Below are 17,462 nucleotides of genomic sequence, written 5' to 3' on the forward strand. Positions count from 1 at the left end.
GCCACGGCCTGATCGCGGCGGCTCCGTCGGGAGGCGCCGCTCATGGAAGGTACCTCGAGCGGTGTATCGTCCAGCATCATGACCATGCACGACCGTGTCGACCTCGCTCTGCTCGAGGCCCTCGCCGACGACCCCCGTGCGACGGTCGTCGCCCTCGCCGAGCGCTTGCGGATGTCACGCAACACGGTCCAGGCGCGCATGGCGCGGCTGGAGCAGTCCGGCGTCTTCCTCTCGTATGAGCGGTCGATCTCCATGCGTGTCCTCGGCTTCCCGATCGAGGCGCTGATCAGCGTCGTCCTGCGTCAGCCCGACCTGCCTCGCATCGCTCAGGAGCTCGCGACCATCCCCGAGGTGCTGCAGGCTCAAGGGCTGAGCGGCCAGGTCGACCTGATGGTCCGGGTGGTCGCCCGAGACACCCAGCACCTGTTCGCTGTCGACGCCCGCATCCTCGCCATCGACGGGGTCGAGCGCACGGAGACCTCGCTCGTCATGGACGACGTCATCCCCCACCGCGTCAAGCCGCTGCTCGCGCAGGGACGCGCGGGCTGACGGCCGTCGTCGTCCGGTCGGCGTCGAGCCGCACGAGGACGACGCCCACGAGGATGAGCGCGCCGCCGATGAACTGCACCGGCGCGGGGGCCTCCGCCAGGAGCAGCCATGCGAAGCCCAGGGCGAACAGCACCTCGGACAAGCCGATGAACGACGCCAGACGTGATCCCGTCCGCGGAACCGCTGAGACGCCCAGCGCGTAGGCGGTCCCGGTGGCTGCGCCGACCCACAGCAGCACGACGACGGGCGGCAGCTGCATCCCGACCACGTCGGCGAGGACCGTGCTCGTGGTGAAGGGCAGGATGCCGGTGAGCAAGAGGCTGCCGATGATCGCGGTCGCGACGACCATTCCGCCGGCGGCGAGGACGAGGGGCGGCAGCGTGTCGCCGGTGCGCTCGGCCATGACGAAGTAGACGCAGGTGCACAGTGCGGCGCCGAGGGCGAGGAGCGTGCCCCAGAAGTCGAAGCGAGCCCCGGCGATATCGACGACCAGCACGAGACCAGCCATCGCGACGACGGAGCCGGCGATGACCGTGGGAGACGGCCGGCGGCGGGTTGTGAGCCAGACCCAGATGACCAGGAGCACGGGTGCCAGGTACTGGATGAGGAGGGCGACGGCGACCGGCATCCGCTGCATCGCCGAGAAGTAGAAGAGCTGGCAGCCGACGACGGGCATCGCGCCGAAGGCGATCAGAGCGAGGCCGTGTCGGCGCAGGAAGCCTCGCTCGCGCGCGACCGCTCGGATGAGGAACGGCGAGAGGATGAAGGCTGCGACACCGATCCGGATGAAGAGCGCCGCCCCGAGCGACCAGCCGCCTTCCAGCAGCGGCTTGACCAGAGGTCCGCTCGACGAGAAGGCCAGTGCGGAGGCGACAGCCATGGCCATTCCCGCCGTCCGGCGGCCGGGGGCGCTCGCGGGCGCTGTCTCCGGCGAGCCTGCGATGATGGGCAGGGGCGCGGTGGGGTTCGTCATCGACAGCCTCGGTGGTCAGGGGTGAACGTTATCTACACTCGTGACAGTAATGCTCGCGATCGTCAGGAGTCAACGTGGTCTTCATCCATGACACGGAATTGTCGCTGCGCGCGACGGCTGCGCTGGTCAACACGCTGCCGCTCACGGGCGCGGACGCCGCCGACACGCTCGCCGATCGCGGCGATCTGGATGCCTTCCTCACCGAGTTCGCCTTCACGGGAGCGATCGTGCGTGACGACGCCGAGCTGCAGGCCATGCGCGCTATCCGGGCGCGACTCCGGGAGCTGTGGGAACTCGACCGCGACTCCGCTGTCGCTCACGTCAACGCCATGCTGCGCGACGGGCGTGCTCAGCCCCAGCTGGTGATCCACGACGGGTACGACTGGCACATTCACGCGACCCCGGATGACGCGCCGCTCGCGACCCGCGTGCTCGTCGAGGCCGGGATGGCCTTCGTCGACGTCATCCGCGCCGACGCCTACGACCGTGTGCGGATCTGTGCCGCCGACGACTGCGCCGCGGTCTACGTCGACTTCTCCAAGAACGGCTCGAAGCGCTACTGCGACACCGGCAATTGCGGCAACCGGATGAACGTCAACGCATACCGTCGTCGGAAAGCCCGAGGAACCGCCTGATCGAGGCCGCCGCTTCGCGCGGCTTCTCGTAATGGATGAGGTGCCCCACCCCATCGATCTCGACGAGCTCGGCGGCGGGGAAGAGCTCGCGCAACCGGCGCTCGGCCTCGATCGGGGTGATGTCATCCTGGACAGCGGCGATCAGCAGCGTCGGCTGCGAGATGCGCGGCGCCGAAGCGCGCACGTCGTTCGAGACCGAGGTCACGAACGCATCGCGAAGCACATCACGGTCGGCGAAGCTCGAGAAGTAGGTGTCGTGCTGATCGTGGACGAATCGCCGAAGCGCCCGGTCGCGGGTCTTGACCATCGCGAGGCTCATGACCCGGACGATCATCCGATTGCGCAGGAGCGCCTCGCCGAGGCGGCCGGGCAGACGCGCTCCGACGGCGTAGTACCCGACGGCGAGGCGCGTGAAGATGCCGCGCGGTCCCTCGAGCGCCGGGGCGCCAATCGGGTTGATGAGGATCAACCGCGGTGTCGGGAGCCCGCCCGCCACCGCGGCGGCGGCGACGATCGAGCCGAAGGAATGACCGACGACGACGGCACCGGGAGCGACGGCGGCTGAGAAGGCGGTGAGCCAGTCGGCGTAGGTGTCGAGGTCGTGCGCGCGTCCGGGGATCGGCGGTGTCTCGCCGAAGCCGGGCAGATCCGGCATGACGACGCGGACGTCGCCGAGGTGCGCGACGACGGGCTCGAGGCCATGGTGTTCGCCACGGAACCCGTGGACGGCCAGAAGCGTCTGCGCGGCGTCGTCGCGTCCGTACACCCAGTAGACGGTCGTCCCCCCGAGCACATCGGCCTCGTGACGCCGCACCGGGATGCGTGCGAGGAGCGGTTCGTACGGCGAGACGTTCGGCACCCGTCGAGTCTACGGAGGCGGCGCGTCGGATCCTGAGTGTCGGACCTGAGCCGTAGCCTCGAATCCGTGGAGCCGGACCGACCCCTCGCCGTGACGACGCCCGAACTCGATCTCTGGCCCTTCGGCGCACCGGAATGGTCGCGGGTGCTCGGGGTTTTCGATCTCGAGACCACGGGTGTCGACGTGACGACCGACCGCATCGTCACGGCGCACGTGGGCGTGCTCGATGCCGACGGAGTCCCGGTGCGCGCCGACAGCTGGCTGGCCGACCCGGGAATCGACATCCCCGAGGGCGCTGCGGCGATCCACGGCATCACGACCGAGCACGCGCGCCGGGCGGGGCGTCCTGCGCAAGAGGTCGTCGCAGAGGTCGCCGCCGCCTTGCGTGGGCTCTTCGACGCCGGTATCCCCGTCGTGGCGTACAACGCCCCGTTCGATTTCTCCATGCTGAAGTACGAGGCGCTGCGGCACGGCGTCACTCCGATCGTCGCGCCCTCCCCCGTCATCGACCCGCTCGTCATCGATAAGCGATACGACCGCTACCGCAAGGGCAAGCGCACCCTGTCGGTCGTCGCCGACCACTATGCCGTCACCCTCACCGGGGCGCACGAGGCCTCCGCAGACGCGATCGCGGCGGGGCGGGTCGCGCAGATCCTGGCTGAGCGGTTCGCCGACGGGCTGCCGTCGACCGCCGCGGAGCTCCACACCCGTCAGATCGGTTGGGCTCGGGCGCAGGCCGAAAGCCTGACCGAGTACTTCGTCAGCATCGGCCGGATCGACGCCGAGGTCGACGGATCGTGGCCCATCCGCTGACGCTCGCGGGTGAGAACTACCCCGCTTGACGAGGCCGCCCTCACCCGCGAGCGATGTCCCTCAGACCGCGGTCAACTCCGACGAGCGCTCGCGGGTGCGGATCGCGCGGTTGACGCATGAGACGACGGCCTTGAGGCTCGCCGTCGAGATGTCACCGTCGATGCCGACTCCCCAGAGGCGCTGGTCATCGACCTGGAGTTCGACGTAGGCCGCCGCCTGAGCGTCGCCGCCCGAGCTCAGGGTGTGCTCGACGTAGTCGTAGAGGGAGATGTCGAACCCGCGATCGCCCAGAACCTCGAGGAATGCGGCGATGGGCCCGTTCCCGACGCCGGACACGTCGGTCTGCTCGTCGCCGTCGCGCAGGGTGACGTCGAGGCGCACATCGCCCGACATGTCGCTCTGCGTGCGCGTGCCGAGAAGCTCGAACCGGCCCCACTTGTCGTCGTCGGCCGGGGCGGGCAGGTACTCGTCGGTGAAGATCGACCAGATCTGGTCGCTCGTGACCTCGCCGCCTTCGGCATCCGTCTTCTCCTGCACGACTCCCGAGAACTCGATCTGCAGCTTGCGCGGCAGGTCCAGGGCGTGGTCGGTCTTGAGCAGGTAGGCGACGCCACCCTTACCCGACTGCGAGTTGACGCGGATCACGGCCTCGTACGAACGTCCGAGATCCTTGGGGTCGACGGGCAGATAGGGCACCGCCCACTCGATCTCGTCGATCGAGACGCCGTCGGCCGCCGCGCGGGCCGCCATCGCCTCGAAGCCCTTCTTGATGGCGTCCTGATGGGACCCGCTGAAGGCGGTGAATACGAGGTCGCCGGCCCAGGGGCTCCGTTCGGGAACGGGCAGCTGGTTGCAGTACTCGACCGTGCGCTTGATGCCGTCGACGTCGCTGAAGTCGATCTGCGGGTCGATGCCCTGTGTGAACAGGTTGATGCCGAGAGCCACGAGATCGACGTTTCCGGTGCGCTCACCGTTGCCGAACAAGCAGCCCTCGATGCGATCGGCGCCGGCCATGTAGCCCAGTTCCGCGGCAGCGATCGCCGTGCCACGGTCGTTGTGGGGATGCAACGACAGCACGACGTTCTCGCGATGAGCGAGGTGTCGGCTCATCCACTCGATCGAGTCGGCGTACACGTTCGGCGTGGCCATCTCGACGGTCGCGGGAAGGTTGATGATGACCTTGCGGTCGGGCGTCGGCTCGAAGATCTCGATGACCTGGTTGCAGACGTCCACGGCGAACTCGAGCTCGGTGCCGGTATAGCTCTCAGGCGAGTACTCGTAGTAGACGGCCGTCTCGGGGACCGTCTGCTCGTACTGCCGGCACAGGCGCGCGCCCTCGAGCGCGATGTCGATGATGCCCTGGCGGTCGGTGCGGAAGACGACCTCGCGCTGCAGGATGCTCGTCGAGTTGTACAGGTGCACGATGGCCTGATTCGCACCGGCGATCGCCTCGTACGTGCGCTTGATGAGGTGTTCGCGCGCCTGGGTGAGCACCTGGATCGTTACATCGTCGGGGATCAGGCCGTCTTCGATCAGCTGACGAACGAAGTCGAAGTCGGTCTGGCTCGCGCTCGGGAACCCGACCTCGATCTCCTTGTAGCCCATCTTCACGAGCAGCTCGAACATCACGCGCTTGCGCTCGGGGCTCATCGGATCGATGAGAGCCTGGTTGCCGTCGCGCAGGTCGACCGCGCACCAGCGGGGCGCCGTCTCGATGCGCTTCGCTGGCCAGGTTCGGTCTGGCAGATCGACGCGGATCTGCTCGTGGAACGGCCGATACTTGTGAATCGGCATGCCCGAGGGCTTCTGGTTGTTCTCCATGGTCGTCTCGCTCTTCCTCATCCGGTGTGGCGGGCCAACGCGAAGCTCCGCGACGAGAGAGGCCCTAGAACGAGGACTCGTCGCGGCGACTAAGGAGAAGCAGTCGGCCGAAGCGCATGCGCCCAGGTTACACCCCGCTCATCCGTCCGCCGCACACAGGCGTGCCGCCGCTGAGACGATGGCGTCGTGCGCGACACTGTCGGGATATGAGTACTCCGCGCGCGGGCCTGTTCGCCCTCATCATGTGTGCGATAGCCCTGACCGCGGGCTGCGCCTCGACACCTGCGGCCGCGCCGACCTCGCTCGACCCCGCTCCGCCCGCCGGCGACGTCGTGGCCCAGGGGACCGTCCTCGACGACGGCCCGGGCGCTCAGCTGTGTCTCGGCGCCGTCGCGGAGTCGGCCCCGCCGCAGTGCTCCGGCATTCCCCTCACGGGGTGGGACTGGGAATCTCTGACCGACGCGACCACGATGTCCGGCTCGACCTGGGGTACCTATGCCGTCCAGGGGCGTTACGACGGATCGTCGTTCGCCGTCACTGCGCCGGCGGTGCCGCTCGCGCTCTACGATCCGATGCCGCTTCCCGACCCCACCGGCGGGGTCCCCGGCAGGGCGGACGACGCCGAGCTCCACGACGTCGAACAGCGGGTGCACGACACCCTCGGCGACACGGTGCTCGCATCCGGCGCGTACGACGGTCGCCTCTGGGTCACGGTCGTGTGGGACGACGGAACACTCCAGAAAGCGGCGGACGCCGAATTCGGTGAGGATGTCGTCGTCATCCAGTCGGCGATGCGCGAGGTCGGCTAGAAGCCGAGGCGCCCGAGCTGCTTGGGATCGCGCTGCCATTCCTTCGCGACACGCACCCGCAGCGAGAGGAACACCCGGGTCCCGAGAAGCGGCTCGATCTGAGCGCGGGCACGAGCACCGACATCCGCGAGCCGGGAGCCTTTGCGGCCGATGATGATGGCCTTCTGGCTGTCGCGCTCGACGACGATGTTTGCGTAGACGTCCGTGAGGTCGGAGCCGTCGCGAGGAGCGACGTCCTCCACCGTGACGGCGATCGAGTGGGGCAGCTCATCGCGCACGCCTTCGAGGGCGGCTTCGCGGATGATCTCGGCGATCCGGTCCTCGGTCGACTCGTCCGTGACGACATCGTCGGGGTACAGCGCCGGCCCCTCGGGCATGAGGGCGAGCAGCTCGTCGGACAGCACGTCGAGCTGCTCGGCCGTGACTGCGGAGAGGGGGATCACCGCAGCCCAATCCTCGCGGAGGCTGTCGACCTCCATGAGACGCTCCATGATCTCGTCACGGCCGGCGAGATCGGTCTTCGTCACGATCGCGACCTTCTTGGCGCGCGGGTAGCCGTCGAGCGATGCGGCGATGCGGCGGTCGCCGGGGCCGACCTTGTCGACGGCGGGAACCAGGAAGCCGATGACGTCGACGTCGCCCAGGACCTGCTCGACGAGGTCGTTCAGCCGCTGGCCGAGCAGCGTCCGCGGCTTGTGGATGCCGGGTGTGTCGACGATGACGAGCTGGCCGCCGGGCCGATTCAGGATGCCGCGGATCGCGCGCCGCGTCGTCTGCGGCTTGTCGCTGGTGATCGCGACCTTCTCCCCCACGAGGGCGTTCGTCAGAGTGGACTTGCCGACGTTGGGGCGACCGACGAAGGTCACGAACCCCGACCGGGTCTCTGCTGCGGTCATCTGCTGTCTTCTCCTCTTCGTGCCACGCGGACCTCGCCGGTACGCGGGTGTGCCATGTCGTCCGTCTCGTCGGCCGGGGCGCGTTCGACGAAGACGGTCGCGAGACCCCGCCCGCGTCCGCGTGAGACCCCACCGGTGATCGTGATCCCGTCGACCGTCACCGTCGCGCCGGGCATCGGGACCCGTCCGAGCGTCTTGCCGAGCAGACCGCCGATCGAGTCGACGTCGTCGTCGTCCAGCTCGATGCCGAACAGCTCGCCGACCTCATCGAGGCCCAACCGTGCACTCACGCGGTATCGGCCGGGCTCGAGCTCGACGACCTCGGCGGCGCCCCGGTCGTACTCGTCGGCGATCTCGCCAACGAGTTCCTCGATGAGGTCTTCGAGGGTGATGAGCCCGGCGACCCCGCCGTACTCGTCGACGACGAGGCACACGTGGACGGCATCCCGCTTCATCTGCTGCAGCAGCGACTCAGCTCGCATCGACTCGGGCACGAACACGGCCGGCCGCGCCACTCGTCCCACGGGGACGTCGCGCCAGCCCGACGCCTCCCCGTACGAGAATTGCACGAGGTCCTTCAGGTAGACCACACCGACGATGTCGTCGCGCTCGTCGTCGGTGACCGGCACCCGTGACACACCCCGCTCGAGGAAGAGCGCGAGCGCCTCGTGCGTCGTCGCGGTCTGCGGCACCGTGACCATATCGGTCCGCGGCACCATCACCGACCGCACGAGCGTATCGGTGAAATCGAAGACGGAGTGGATGAGGTCACGGTCATCGGCCTCGATCAGGTCTTGCGAGACCGCCTCGTCGACCATGCTCAAGAGCTGTTCCTCCGAGGCGAACGACGTGCCGCGGGAGACTCCGGGGGTCACGCGGTTGCCGACGATGACCAGGAGGTGAGCAAGCGGGCCGAGCACGATCCGAGCACCGCGCACGATCGGGGCGCAGGCGATGAGCAGGCCGCGGGCGTGCTGGCGCCCGACCGCCCGCGGGCTCGCGCCGACCAGGACGAACGACACCGCCGTCATCAGAAGGGCGGCGACGAGGATCGCCCACCACAGGTTCTCGAGCGCCAACGTCAATGCAGCCGTGACGAACACCGCAGCCGTCGACTCCGCGAGGATGCGGATGAAGACGACGGCGTTCGCGTGCGCCGTCGTATCGTCCGCGATGCGACGCAAGGCCTGCTGCCGTCGGCTCGTCTCGGCCCAATCGGCGAGGTCGGCGCGCGATGTCACTCCGAGCGCGGCGTCGAGTGCGGCCATCAGGCCCCCGAGCGCGACGAGGAACACCGCGCCGAGGACGAGGAGGAAGACGGTCACGCGCGGCGGCGCTCGCTTGCGTGGAAGGCCGAGATCAGCTCGCGCTGGAGCCCGAACATCTCGCGCTCCTCGTCCGGCTCGGCGTGATCGAATCCGAGCAGGTGCAGCAGCCCGTGCGTCGTGAGGAGGATGAGTTCGTCGAGCGTCGTGTGCCGCGCCGCCTGGGCCTGGGCCTCGGCGACCTGTGGGCACAGCACGATGTCACCCAGGAGACCCGGAGGCGTCGGCGCGTCCTCGGTGCCCGGGCGGAGCTCGTCCATCGGGAAGCTGAGCACGTCGGTGGGCCCGGGCTCGTCCATCCACTGCACGTGCAGCGACTCCATGGCGCCCTCGTCGACGAGGAGGATGGCGAGGTCGGCATCCGGGCTCACGTTCAGCTGGGCGAGGTTGTGCTCGGTCAGCCGCAGGAGCACGGTCTCGTCGACGGACACGCCGGATTCGTTGGTGATCTCGATGGTCATGAACGTCCTCGTTTCGGGAGCCGGTCGCGCGGACCGACGGGCCGTGTCGCGGTGCGCCGCTCGGCCCGGTTGGCGAACTCGCTCGCCTCGTCGCGCTCGCGACGGGCAGCGAGGCGCTGCTCGTCGTACTCGCTGTAGGCATCGACGATGCGGCCGACCAGCGTGTGGCGCACGACGTCGTCGCTCGTGAGGGTGGCGAAGTGGATGTCGTCGATGTTCTTCAGCACGCGCGTCACCGTTCGCAGCCCCGACGTTCCCTGGGGAAGGTCGACCTGCGTGATGTCGCCGGTGACGACCATGCGCGTGCCGAAGCCCAGACGCGTGAGGAACATCTTCATCTGCTCGGGCGTGGTGTTCTGAGCTTCGTCGAGCACGACGAACGAGTCGTTCAGCGTGCGCCCGCGCATGTAGGCGAGCGGTGCGACCTCGATCGTGCCCGTGGCCATGAGCTTGGGAACGAGCTCGGGGTCGAGCATCTCGTTGAGGGCGTCGTAGAGCGGCCGAAGGTACGGGTCGATCTTGTCGGTGAGGGTCCCGGGGAGGAAGCCGAGGCGCTCGCCCGCTTCGACGGCGGGTCGAGTGAGGATGATGCGGTTGACCTCTTTGCGCTGCAGCGCCTGCACGGCCTTCGCCATCGCGAGGTACGTCTTGCCGGTTCCGGCAGGACCGATGCCGAAGACGATCGTGCTCTCATCGATCGCGTCGACGTATGCCTTCTGCCCCAGCGTCTTCGGTCGGATGACCTTGCCGCGCGACGAGAGGATCGCCTCGCCCAGCACCTCGGAGGGACGAAGGCCCTCGTCGCCGTTGCGGCGTTGCAGGATGCGGCTCGAGGTCGTGACGTCGCTCGGGTCGAGCCCCTGCCCGGCGCGCGCCATCGCGATCAGCTCGTCGACGAGCGTCTTGGCCGCCGCAACGGCATCCGTCGTTCCCGTGAGTGTGATCTCGTTGCCGCGCACGAGCACGTCCACGTCGGGGTGCTCGCGCTCGACGACGCGGAGGAGTCTGTCTTGGGGGCCCAGCAGCTGGACCATGGCGACACCGTCGGCGAGGATCGTCGCGACGGCGGGTTCGGAAGCATCAGCCACCGAGGCTCCCTTCGGAGAGGTCGCCGGCGAGGACGTGGGCGTGAACGTGGAACACGGTCTGTCCCGCGCCCGGGCCGGTGTTGAAGATCAGGCGGAAGTCGCCGTCGGCGTGCTCGGCGGCGACGGCGTTGGCGAGCCCGATGAGCTCGCTGAGGAGGGCGGGGTCGCCCGCGGCGAGCTCGACCACCGTGCGGTAGCGCTCGGTCTTGGGGATCACCAGGAGGTGGACGGGCGCCTGCGGCGCGATGTCGCGGATGGCGAACACGTTTTCGGTCTCGGCGATGATCTCCGAGGGGATCTCGCCGCGGAGGATGCGCGTGAAGACGGACGGTTCGCTCATGGCTTCAGTCTATCGACGGGGTTCGGCGCCGGGACGGGCCGGTGTCACCAGCGCCCGATGGCGACGTTCACCACGCCGAGTGCAGCGGGGCCGGCGGTCGACGTCCGCAGCACCGTGTCGCCCAGACGTACGGTGATCGCACCGGCGGCGGTCAGCGCGTCGAGTTCTTCCGGGGCGATTCCGCCCTCCGGCCCGACGACGAGCGAGACGTCGCCCTCCCCCGCGTCGACATCGCTGAGCCGTCGCGTCGCCGTCGGCTCGAGCACGAGCACGCGTTCACGGGCGCACCGCTGTGCGACCTCAGCCGTCGACAGGGGCGCCTCCACGGCGGGCAGCCACGCGCGATGCGCCTGCTTCGCCGCCTCTCGTGCGATGGTCGCCCAGCGCTGGACCCCGCGTTCCACCTTCGGGCCGCTCCAGCGCGAAACACTTCGGGTGGCCTGCCACGGGACGATCGCGTCGATGCCGAGCTCGGTGCAGGCCTGCACCGCGAGCTCGTCCCGATCGCCCTTCGCGAGCGCCTGGATCAACGTGACGCGTCGAGCGGGCGCGGGGTACTCGTCGCGGACGCGCACCTCGATGCGGACGAGCTTCGGGTCGGCCGCCGTGACGGTGCCTTCGAGCCACGCACCCGCACCATCGCCCACCGTCACCGTCTCGCCGACCCGCACGCGACGGACACCGGCCGCGTGATGCGCTTCGGCGCCGGTGAGCTCGACCGATTCGCCCGGTCGGGCGGTGAGGGGCAGGTCGACGAGGAAGTGCAGCGCCATGCGGTCAGCTGTTCCGGAACCGGTCGCGGAGCTTGGCGAACATCCCCTGGTGGAACTGCGCGAGCTGTGGCGCCGGAGACTTCGTGCGCTTCTTCAGCTCTTCGATCAGCGCTCGTTCCTTGGCGTCGAGTCGCGTCGGGGTCACGACGTGGACGCCGACACGCAGGTCGCCGCGGTTCGAGCCACGGAGAGGCGTGATGCCGCGCCCCTTGATAGTGAGGACGTCACCGGACTGCACTCCGGGACGCAGCTCGAGCTCGACGGGTCCGTCGAGGGACTCGATCGTCGTGCTGGTGCCCAGCACGGCATCCGGCATCGACACTTCGAGCGTCGCGAGTAGATCGTCGCCCTCGCGGCTGAAGACGTCGTGGGGGTTGACCGTGACCTCGAGGTACAGGTCGCCGTTCGGTCCACCGGCGGGACCGACCTCGCCCGAGCCGGGGAGCTGGAGGCGCAGTCCGGTCTCGACGCCGGCGGGGATGTCGAGCGAGACCGTTCGGCGGGCCCGGACGCGTCCCTGACCCTGGCAGGTCGTGCACGGATACGGGATGGTCGTGCCGTAGCCCTGGCAAACGTTGCAGGGCTGCGACGTCACGACGTTGCCCAGCAGACTCCGGACGGTGCGCTGGACGTTTCCCGCGCCATGGCAGACATCGCATGTGACGGGCTGGGTTCCCGGCTGGCAGCAGGAGCCCTGGCAGGTGTCGCAGAGCACCGCGGTGTCGACCTCGATGTCTCGGTGCACACCGAAGACGACGTCACCGAGCTCGAGGGTCACCCGAACGAGGGCATCCTGCCCGCGCTCACGTCGAGAGCGCGGGCGCCCGGCACGGCCACCGCCGCCGCCACCCCCGAAGAAGGTCTCGAAGATGTCGCTGAAGCCCCCGAAGCCGGCAGCGCCACCGAAACCGCCGGCGGAGTCGCCGCCCACGTCGTAGCGCTGACGCTGTTCCGGGTCGCTGAGGACGTCGTAGGCGTGCGTGACGAGCTTGAATCGCTCGGACGCGTCCTCCCCCGGGTTCACGTCGGGGTGCAGCTCTCGTGCGAGGCGTCGGTACGCCTTCTTGATCTCGTCGGGCGACGCGTCGCGCGCGACGCCCAGGACCTCGTAGTGGTCAGCCACGGATCGCCTTTCCGCCCCTGCGGGCGTGGATGGGTCGGGTCAGCGCGACTTCTCGTCTTCGTCGAGGAGCCGGCTGAGGTAGTGCGCGACGGCGCGGACCGTCGCGAGGTTCGTCGGGTAGTCCATGCGGGTCGGTCCCATGAGACCGACCCGGGCACGTGACCCCGGGACGTCGTAGTCGCTCGTCACGACCGAGGCCTCGGACAGTCCGTACGCCTCGTTCTCGCGGCCGATGCGCGCCGCGACGCCGCGGTCGTCGGCGACCATCTCGCCCATGAGCCGGAGCAGCGTCACCTGCTCCTCGATCGCTTCGAGCAGTGGGTAGATGCTGCCGCGGAAGTCGGCTTCGCGCCGAGCGAGCGTCGCTGTGCCCGCCATCACCAGGCGGTCCTGGCGGAAGGTCTCGAGTTCCTCGACGAGGATGCGCGAGACCTCCCGCACGGCCTCGCCGATCGGATCGGCGACGGGATCTCCCTCTGCGAGGGCCGTGACGGCAGTGACCGCGTCGCGCACCGCCACGCCCGTCACGGCAGCGCGCAGCGTCGCCTTGGCGACCTCGAACTGCGCTCCGTCGAGAAGCGTCCGCACGACTCCGACCCGTTGCGAGACCCGGCCGGTGTCGGTCACGACGATGACGACGAGGCGTCCACCGCCCAAGTCCACCAGCTCGAGGTGCGACACCTGGGCGCGCGCGAACGACGGGTACTGCACCATGGCGACCTGACCGGTCAGCTGGGTGAGGGCGCGGACCGTGCGCACCAGCAGGTCGTCGAGGTCGGTGGGCCCGTCGAGGAAGGTCGTGATCGCTGAGCGCTGTGCAGCGCTCAGCGGGCGGAGGCCCGCGAGATGATCGACGAAGACGCGGTAGCCCTTGTCGGTCGGAACGCGTCCCGACGAGGTGTGGGGGGCGGCGATGAGCTCCTCGTCCTCGAGGAGCGCCATGTCGTTGCGGATCGTGGCAGCCGACACGCCGAACGCGTGCCGTTCGACGATCGACTTGCTACCCACGGGCTCGCGGGTGTCGACATAGTCCTGCACGATCGCCCGCAGCACCTGCAGTCCGCGCTCTGAGACCATGTCCGTCACCTCCTGCTTGGCACTCGAAGTCTGTGAGTGCCAATTCTATCGCGTGGACGACCGCGATCGCCTCCCGGCGGTCACTCCGTCAGTGCGCGAACGACGGCGTCGGCCATGAGACGTCCGCGCCGGGTGAGCACGATGCGCCCGCGCACCGCGTCGGCGCCCTCGATCAGGCCGTCGGCGATGAGCGAGGCCACGGCTCGCCGGCCGGGGTCGCCCAACTCGTCGATCCCGAGCCCTTCGACGATGCGAGAGCGCAGGAGCACGGACTCCAGCCGCAGCGCGTCCGCATCGGGGCGCTCCCGGCCCGCCGCGGGCGAGTGTCCCGCTGCCAGTCGCTGGGCGTACGCGGCGGGATGCTTGACGTTCCACCACCGGAGACCGGCGACGTGGCTGTGGGCGCCGGGCCCGTAGCCCCACCAATCGGTCCCCCGCCAGTAGGCGAGGTTGTGGCGCGAGCGTTGATCCGTCGACCTCGCCCAGTTCGACACCTCGTACCAGGAGAAGCCCGCGTCGGCCAGGCTTTCGTCGGCCAGCTCGTACATGTCCGCCTGCAGATCATCGTCGGGCGCGGCGACCTCGCCGCGTCGGATCTGCCGCTCGAGGCGCGTGCCTTCCTCGATGATCAGGGCGTAGGCGGACACGTGATCGGGCTCGAGCGAGACGGCGGTGTCGACGGAGCGTCGCCAATCGTCGAGGCTCTCCCCCGGCGCGCCGTAGATCAGGTCGACCGAGACGTCGAGCCCAGCCCCGCGGGCAGCGGCGACGGCGGTCGACACGTTGGCGGGATCATGCGTGCGATCGAGCGCAGCCAGCACGTGCGGCACGGCGGACTGCATGCCGATCGACAGACGGGTGACACCGGCGGCCGCCAGTTCGTCGGCGACTCGTGGACTCATCGTGTCGGGGTTCGCCTCGACGGTGACCTCCGCACCCGCGGCGATGCCGAACGTCTCACGCACGCCGCTCAGCATCCGCGCGAGATCTCCCGCCGGAAGCAGCGTGGGGGTGCCGCCGCCGAAGAACACCGTCTGTGCCGCACGACGGGGGCCGCGCTCGTCGATCAGGGCAGCCGACAGGGCGATCTCGCGCAGCACCTCGTCGGCGTACGCGTCCTGACGAGCACCGCGCAGTTCCGTGGCTGTGTAGGTGTTGAAATCGCAGTAGCCGCATCGCACGCGGCAGAACGGGACGTGCACGTACACCCCGAACGGAACGTCGGGGGCGATGACGAGGTCGTCGGGCAGGGTGCCGCCGACCGGCACCGGATCACCGATCGGCAGTGCCGCCCCCATCAGGCGCCGGGCGTCGCGTACAGCGGCGAGATCGCGCGAAGGTATCCCTGGAACAGCAGCCGGCGGCGGCGGCGGACGAGGCCCTTGAGCATGCGGTAGGCCAGCGCCGTCGGCCTGTCGAACGCGCGCACCACGAACCACACCTCGTCGTTGTCGCGCCACTCGAGGAGGAAAGACTCCTCCCCGCTGACCACGGAACCGCCGACCGTACCGAGAGCGAACGCGACGCGTCGGGGCTCCTCGTCGACGAAGATCACGCGGAGTTCGGCATCCGCGTTCAGACCCGACACTCGCCCATGGACCCGCAGCGTCGTGCCGGCACCCAGGTAGGGAGTGCCGTCCGCCGCGAAGCGCTGCTCGTGGTCCATGCTGCTGGGCGCGACGGCGTTGCCCTGGTCGTCGAATGCGACGCCGGTGTACATCGGACCTGAGGCCGGCCGGACATCGGCCACCCGCAGCCCCGCGCCTCGGATCGCCGCCCACGACATCAGGAGGTCGGCGGCGGTGTCGAACCGAGACTGCCCGCTGCCGATGCGCCAGGCATCCTCGGCGGGGATGCTCTGCTCCGGCGGATACGCCATCAGGTCGTGCGCGCGCGTCGCACCGACCGCCGCGTAGTCGACGGTCTCGTCTCGGAAGGTCCCGCGTCGCTGATGCATGGGTCTCCTCGTTGCTCCCGGTGGGGCTACTTCTTGTCCTTGCCTTCGACGTCGCCCGACAGCGCGGCGATGAACGCCTCCTGCGGCACCTCGACACGACCCACCATCTTCATGCGCTTCTTGCCCTCTTTCTGCTTCTCGAGGAGCTTGCGCTTGCGGGTGATGTCACCGCCGTAGCACTTGGCGAGGACGTCCTTGCGGATGGCGCGGATGTTCTCGCGGGCGATGATGCGCGCGCCGATGGCGGCCTGGATCGGCACCTCGAACTGCTGGCGCGGGATGAGCTTGCGCAGGCGCTCGGTCATCATCGTGCCGTAGGCGTACGCCTTCTCGCGATGGACGATCGAGCTGAAAGCGTCGACCTTCTCGCCCTGCAGCAGGATGTCGACTTTCACCAGGTCGGCGGTCTGCGATCCGGCGGGCTCGTAGTCGAGGCTCGCGTAGCCCTGCGTGCGCGACTTGAGGTGATCGAAGAAGTCGAACACGATCTCGCCGAGCGGCATGTTGTAGCGCAGCTCGACGCGGTCTTCGCTCAGATAGTCCATGCCCAGCAGCGTGCCGCGACGCGACTGGCACAGCTCCATGACGGTGCCGACGTAGTCCTTCGGCGCGAGGATGCCGACCTTGACGACCGGCTCCGACACCTCGGCGACGCGCCCGTCGGGGTACTCGCTGGGGTTGGTCACCACGACGGTCTCGCCGGTGTCGGTCGCGACCTCGTAGGTCACCGACGGCGCGGTGGTGATGAGGTCGAGGCCGAACTCGCGTGACAGGCGCTCGGTGATGATCTCGAGGTGGAGAAGCCCGAGGAAGCCGCATCGGAAGCCGAAACCGAGGGCGACGGAGGTCTCGGGCTCGTACTGCAGCGACGCGTCCGACAGCTTCAGCTTGTCGAGCGCCTCGCGGAGGTCGCCGTAGTCGCTGCCGTCGATCGGGTAGATGCCCGAGAACACCATCGGCTTCGGGTCGGTGTACCCCGGCAGGGCCTCCGTCGCGGGCTTCCGATGATTGGTGATCGTGTCACCGACCTTGGACTGGCGGACGTCCTTCACGCCGGTGATGAGGTAGCCGACCTCGCCGACGCCGAGTCCCTTGGTGGGAATCGGCTCGGGGCTCGACACGCCGATCTCGAGCAGCTCGTGCGTCGCGCGCGTCGACATCATCTGGATGCGCTCGCGGGGCTCGAGCTTGCCATCGACCATGCGGACGTAGGTGACCACACCGCGGTAGGCGTCGTAGACCGAGTCGAAGATCATGGCGCGCGCCGGAGCGTCGGGGTCTCCGACGGGGGCCGGGATGCGGTCGACGATGCGATCCAGCAACTCCTCGACGCCCATGCCGGTCTTGCCGCTCACGCGAAGGACGTCTTCCGGGTCGCCGCCGATCAGGTTCGCGAGCTCGGCCGCGTACTTCTCGGGGTCGGCAGCGGGAAGGTCGATCTTGTTCAGCACCGGAATGATCTGCAGATCGTTCTCGAGCGCGAGGTACAGGTTCGCAAGGGTCTGAGCCTCGATGCCCTGCGCCGCGTCGACGAGCAGGATCGCACCCTCGCACGCCGCGAGCGATCGGCTGACCTCGTAGGTGAAGTCGACGTGACCCGGCGTGTCGATCATGTTGAGCGCGAACGTGCCCGAGTCCTTCGACCACGGCATCCGCACCGCCTGGCTCTTGATCGTGATGCCGCGCTCACGCTCGATGTCCATACGGTCGAGGTACTGAGCGCGCATGTCGCGGTCGGCGACAACGCCGGTGATCTGCAGCATCCGATCGGCCAGCGTGGACTTGCCGTGGTCGATGTGGGCGATGATGCAGAAGTTGCGGATGAGCTCGGGCGGCGTTGCGGCAGGCGCGAGCGGCTGGAGTGCGCGCGGAGACATGTCCCGGGAAGTCTACCCGGGGTGGCGAGACGACACTGCCGCAGAAGCTCGCGCGCGTGATCGTACGAGGACCGGCGACGGACACG

General features: G+C 69.0%; 18 protein-coding genes. 4 read left to right on the top strand and 14 right to left on the bottom strand.

Annotation, left to right across the window (positions count from 1 at the left end; translation table 11 throughout):
* Nucleotides 1-78: 78 nt before the first annotated feature.
* The gene (locus ACU6RU_RS05590; protein WP_120262590.1) at nucleotides 79-549 is read left to right on the top strand and encodes an Lrp/AsnC family transcriptional regulator; all 471 of its coding nucleotides are present in this window, start codon (nucleotides 79-81) and stop codon (nucleotides 547-549) included.
* Here ACU6RU_RS05590 and ACU6RU_RS05595 read toward each other — a convergent pair.
* Entirely contained in the window at nucleotides 515-1,522 is a 1,008-nt protein-coding gene (locus tag ACU6RU_RS05595; protein ID WP_446726094.1) for a DMT family transporter, read from the bottom strand. The genes ACU6RU_RS05590 and ACU6RU_RS05595 overlap by 35 nt on opposite strands.
* A gap of 74 nt (nucleotides 1,523-1,596) precedes the next feature.
* Here ACU6RU_RS05595 and ACU6RU_RS05600 point away from each other — a divergent pair, with 74 nt between their 5' ends.
* A complete protein-coding gene (locus tag ACU6RU_RS05600) occupies nucleotides 1,597-2,157 on the top strand; it encodes a CGNR zinc finger domain-containing protein (protein WP_289329568.1) in 561 nt (186 codons plus the stop codon).
* Here ACU6RU_RS05600 and ACU6RU_RS05605 read toward each other — a convergent pair.
* Nucleotides 2,117-3,016, bottom strand: coding sequence for an alpha/beta fold hydrolase (locus ACU6RU_RS05605; RefSeq protein ID WP_289329567.1), 900 nt, complete (start codon nucleotides 3,014-3,016; stop codon nucleotides 2,117-2,119). The genes ACU6RU_RS05600 and ACU6RU_RS05605 overlap by 41 nt on opposite strands.
* A 90-nt stretch (nucleotides 3,017-3,106) precedes the next feature.
* Here ACU6RU_RS05605 and ACU6RU_RS05610 point away from each other — a divergent pair, with 90 nt between their 5' ends.
* Nucleotides 3,107-3,829: a 3'-5' exonuclease gene (locus ACU6RU_RS05610; RefSeq protein ID WP_396652160.1), complete on the top strand. Its 723-nt coding sequence runs from the start codon at nucleotides 3,107-3,109 to the stop codon at nucleotides 3,827-3,829.
* A 60-nt stretch (nucleotides 3,830-3,889) separates the two neighbouring features.
* Here the strand turns inward: ACU6RU_RS05610 and leuA are convergent, their stop codons facing one another.
* Nucleotides 3,890-5,650 (bottom strand): 2-isopropylmalate synthase, encoded by a 1,761-nt coding sequence (gene leuA / locus ACU6RU_RS05615; RefSeq protein ID WP_446726312.1) that lies wholly within the window; start codon nucleotides 5,648-5,650, stop codon nucleotides 3,890-3,892.
* 206 nt (nucleotides 5,651-5,856) lie between these two features.
* On the opposite strand from leuA, the gene ACU6RU_RS05620 reads away from it, so the two are divergent.
* Nucleotides 5,857-6,459, top strand: coding sequence for a hypothetical protein (locus ACU6RU_RS05620; RefSeq protein WP_446726095.1), 603 nt, complete (start codon nucleotides 5,857-5,859; stop codon nucleotides 6,457-6,459).
* On the opposite strand, the gene era is transcribed toward ACU6RU_RS05620, so the two are convergent.
* From era to lepA, 11 genes are all read right to left on the bottom strand, one after another.
* Complete coding sequence (gene era / locus ACU6RU_RS05625; RefSeq protein ID WP_120262597.1) at nucleotides 6,456-7,355, bottom strand: GTPase Era; 900 nt, start codon at nucleotides 7,353-7,355, stop codon at nucleotides 6,456-6,458. The genes ACU6RU_RS05620 and era overlap by 4 nt on opposite strands.
* Nucleotides 7,352-8,680, bottom strand: a complete 1,329-nt coding sequence (locus ACU6RU_RS05630; protein WP_120262598.1) for a hemolysin family protein — start codon at nucleotides 8,678-8,680, stop codon at nucleotides 7,352-7,354. The genes era and ACU6RU_RS05630 overlap by 4 nt, the downstream gene beginning before the upstream one ends.
* Nucleotides 8,677-9,141: an rRNA maturation RNase YbeY gene (gene ybeY / locus ACU6RU_RS05635; RefSeq protein WP_120262599.1), complete on the bottom strand. Its 465-nt coding sequence runs from the start codon at nucleotides 9,139-9,141 to the stop codon at nucleotides 8,677-8,679. The genes ACU6RU_RS05630 and ybeY overlap by 4 nt, the downstream gene beginning before the upstream one ends.
* A complete protein-coding gene (locus ACU6RU_RS05640) occupies nucleotides 9,138-10,175 on the bottom strand; it encodes a PhoH family protein (RefSeq protein ID WP_120264296.1) in 1,038 nt (345 codons plus the stop codon). The genes ybeY and ACU6RU_RS05640 overlap by 4 nt, the downstream gene beginning before the upstream one ends.
* A gap of 46 nt (nucleotides 10,176-10,221) precedes the next feature.
* On the bottom strand, nucleotides 10,222-10,569 hold the full coding sequence (locus tag ACU6RU_RS05645) for an HIT domain-containing protein (RefSeq protein ID WP_120262600.1): 348 nt from the start codon (nucleotides 10,567-10,569) through the stop codon (nucleotides 10,222-10,224).
* Nucleotides 10,570-10,613: 44 nt separating this feature from the next.
* Nucleotides 10,614-11,342, bottom strand: coding sequence for a 16S rRNA (uracil(1498)-N(3))-methyltransferase (locus ACU6RU_RS05650; RefSeq protein ID WP_120262601.1), 729 nt, complete (start codon nucleotides 11,340-11,342; stop codon nucleotides 10,614-10,616).
* Between the two features lie 4 nt (nucleotides 11,343-11,346).
* The gene (dnaJ, locus tag ACU6RU_RS05655) at nucleotides 11,347-12,465 is read right to left on the bottom strand and encodes a molecular chaperone DnaJ (protein ID WP_289329564.1); all 1,119 of its coding nucleotides are present in this window, start codon (nucleotides 12,463-12,465) and stop codon (nucleotides 11,347-11,349) included.
* Between the two features lie 39 nt (nucleotides 12,466-12,504).
* Nucleotides 12,505-13,542 carry a heat-inducible transcriptional repressor HrcA gene (gene hrcA, locus ACU6RU_RS05660; RefSeq protein ID WP_120262603.1) on the bottom strand — a complete coding sequence of 346 codons (1,038 nt, stop codon included), beginning with the start codon at nucleotides 13,540-13,542 and terminating at the stop codon, nucleotides 12,505-12,507.
* An 80-nt stretch (nucleotides 13,543-13,622) separates the two neighbouring features.
* Nucleotides 13,623-14,840, bottom strand: a complete 1,218-nt coding sequence (gene hemW / locus ACU6RU_RS05665; protein WP_120262604.1) for a radical SAM family heme chaperone HemW — start codon at nucleotides 14,838-14,840, stop codon at nucleotides 13,623-13,625.
* The gene (locus tag ACU6RU_RS05670) at nucleotides 14,840-15,499 is read right to left on the bottom strand and encodes a DUF1990 family protein (protein ID WP_446726096.1); all 660 of its coding nucleotides are present in this window, start codon (nucleotides 15,497-15,499) and stop codon (nucleotides 14,840-14,842) included. The genes hemW and ACU6RU_RS05670 overlap by 1 nt, the downstream gene beginning before the upstream one ends.
* A 26-nt stretch (nucleotides 15,500-15,525) precedes the next feature.
* The gene (lepA, locus tag ACU6RU_RS05675; protein WP_120262606.1) at nucleotides 15,526-17,376 is read right to left on the bottom strand and encodes a translation elongation factor 4; all 1,851 of its coding nucleotides are present in this window, start codon (nucleotides 17,374-17,376) and stop codon (nucleotides 15,526-15,528) included.
* Between the last annotated feature and the right edge of the window lie 86 nt (nucleotides 17,377-17,462).

The sequence above is a fragment of the Microbacterium sp. F1-18 genome, assembly GCF_052921305.1.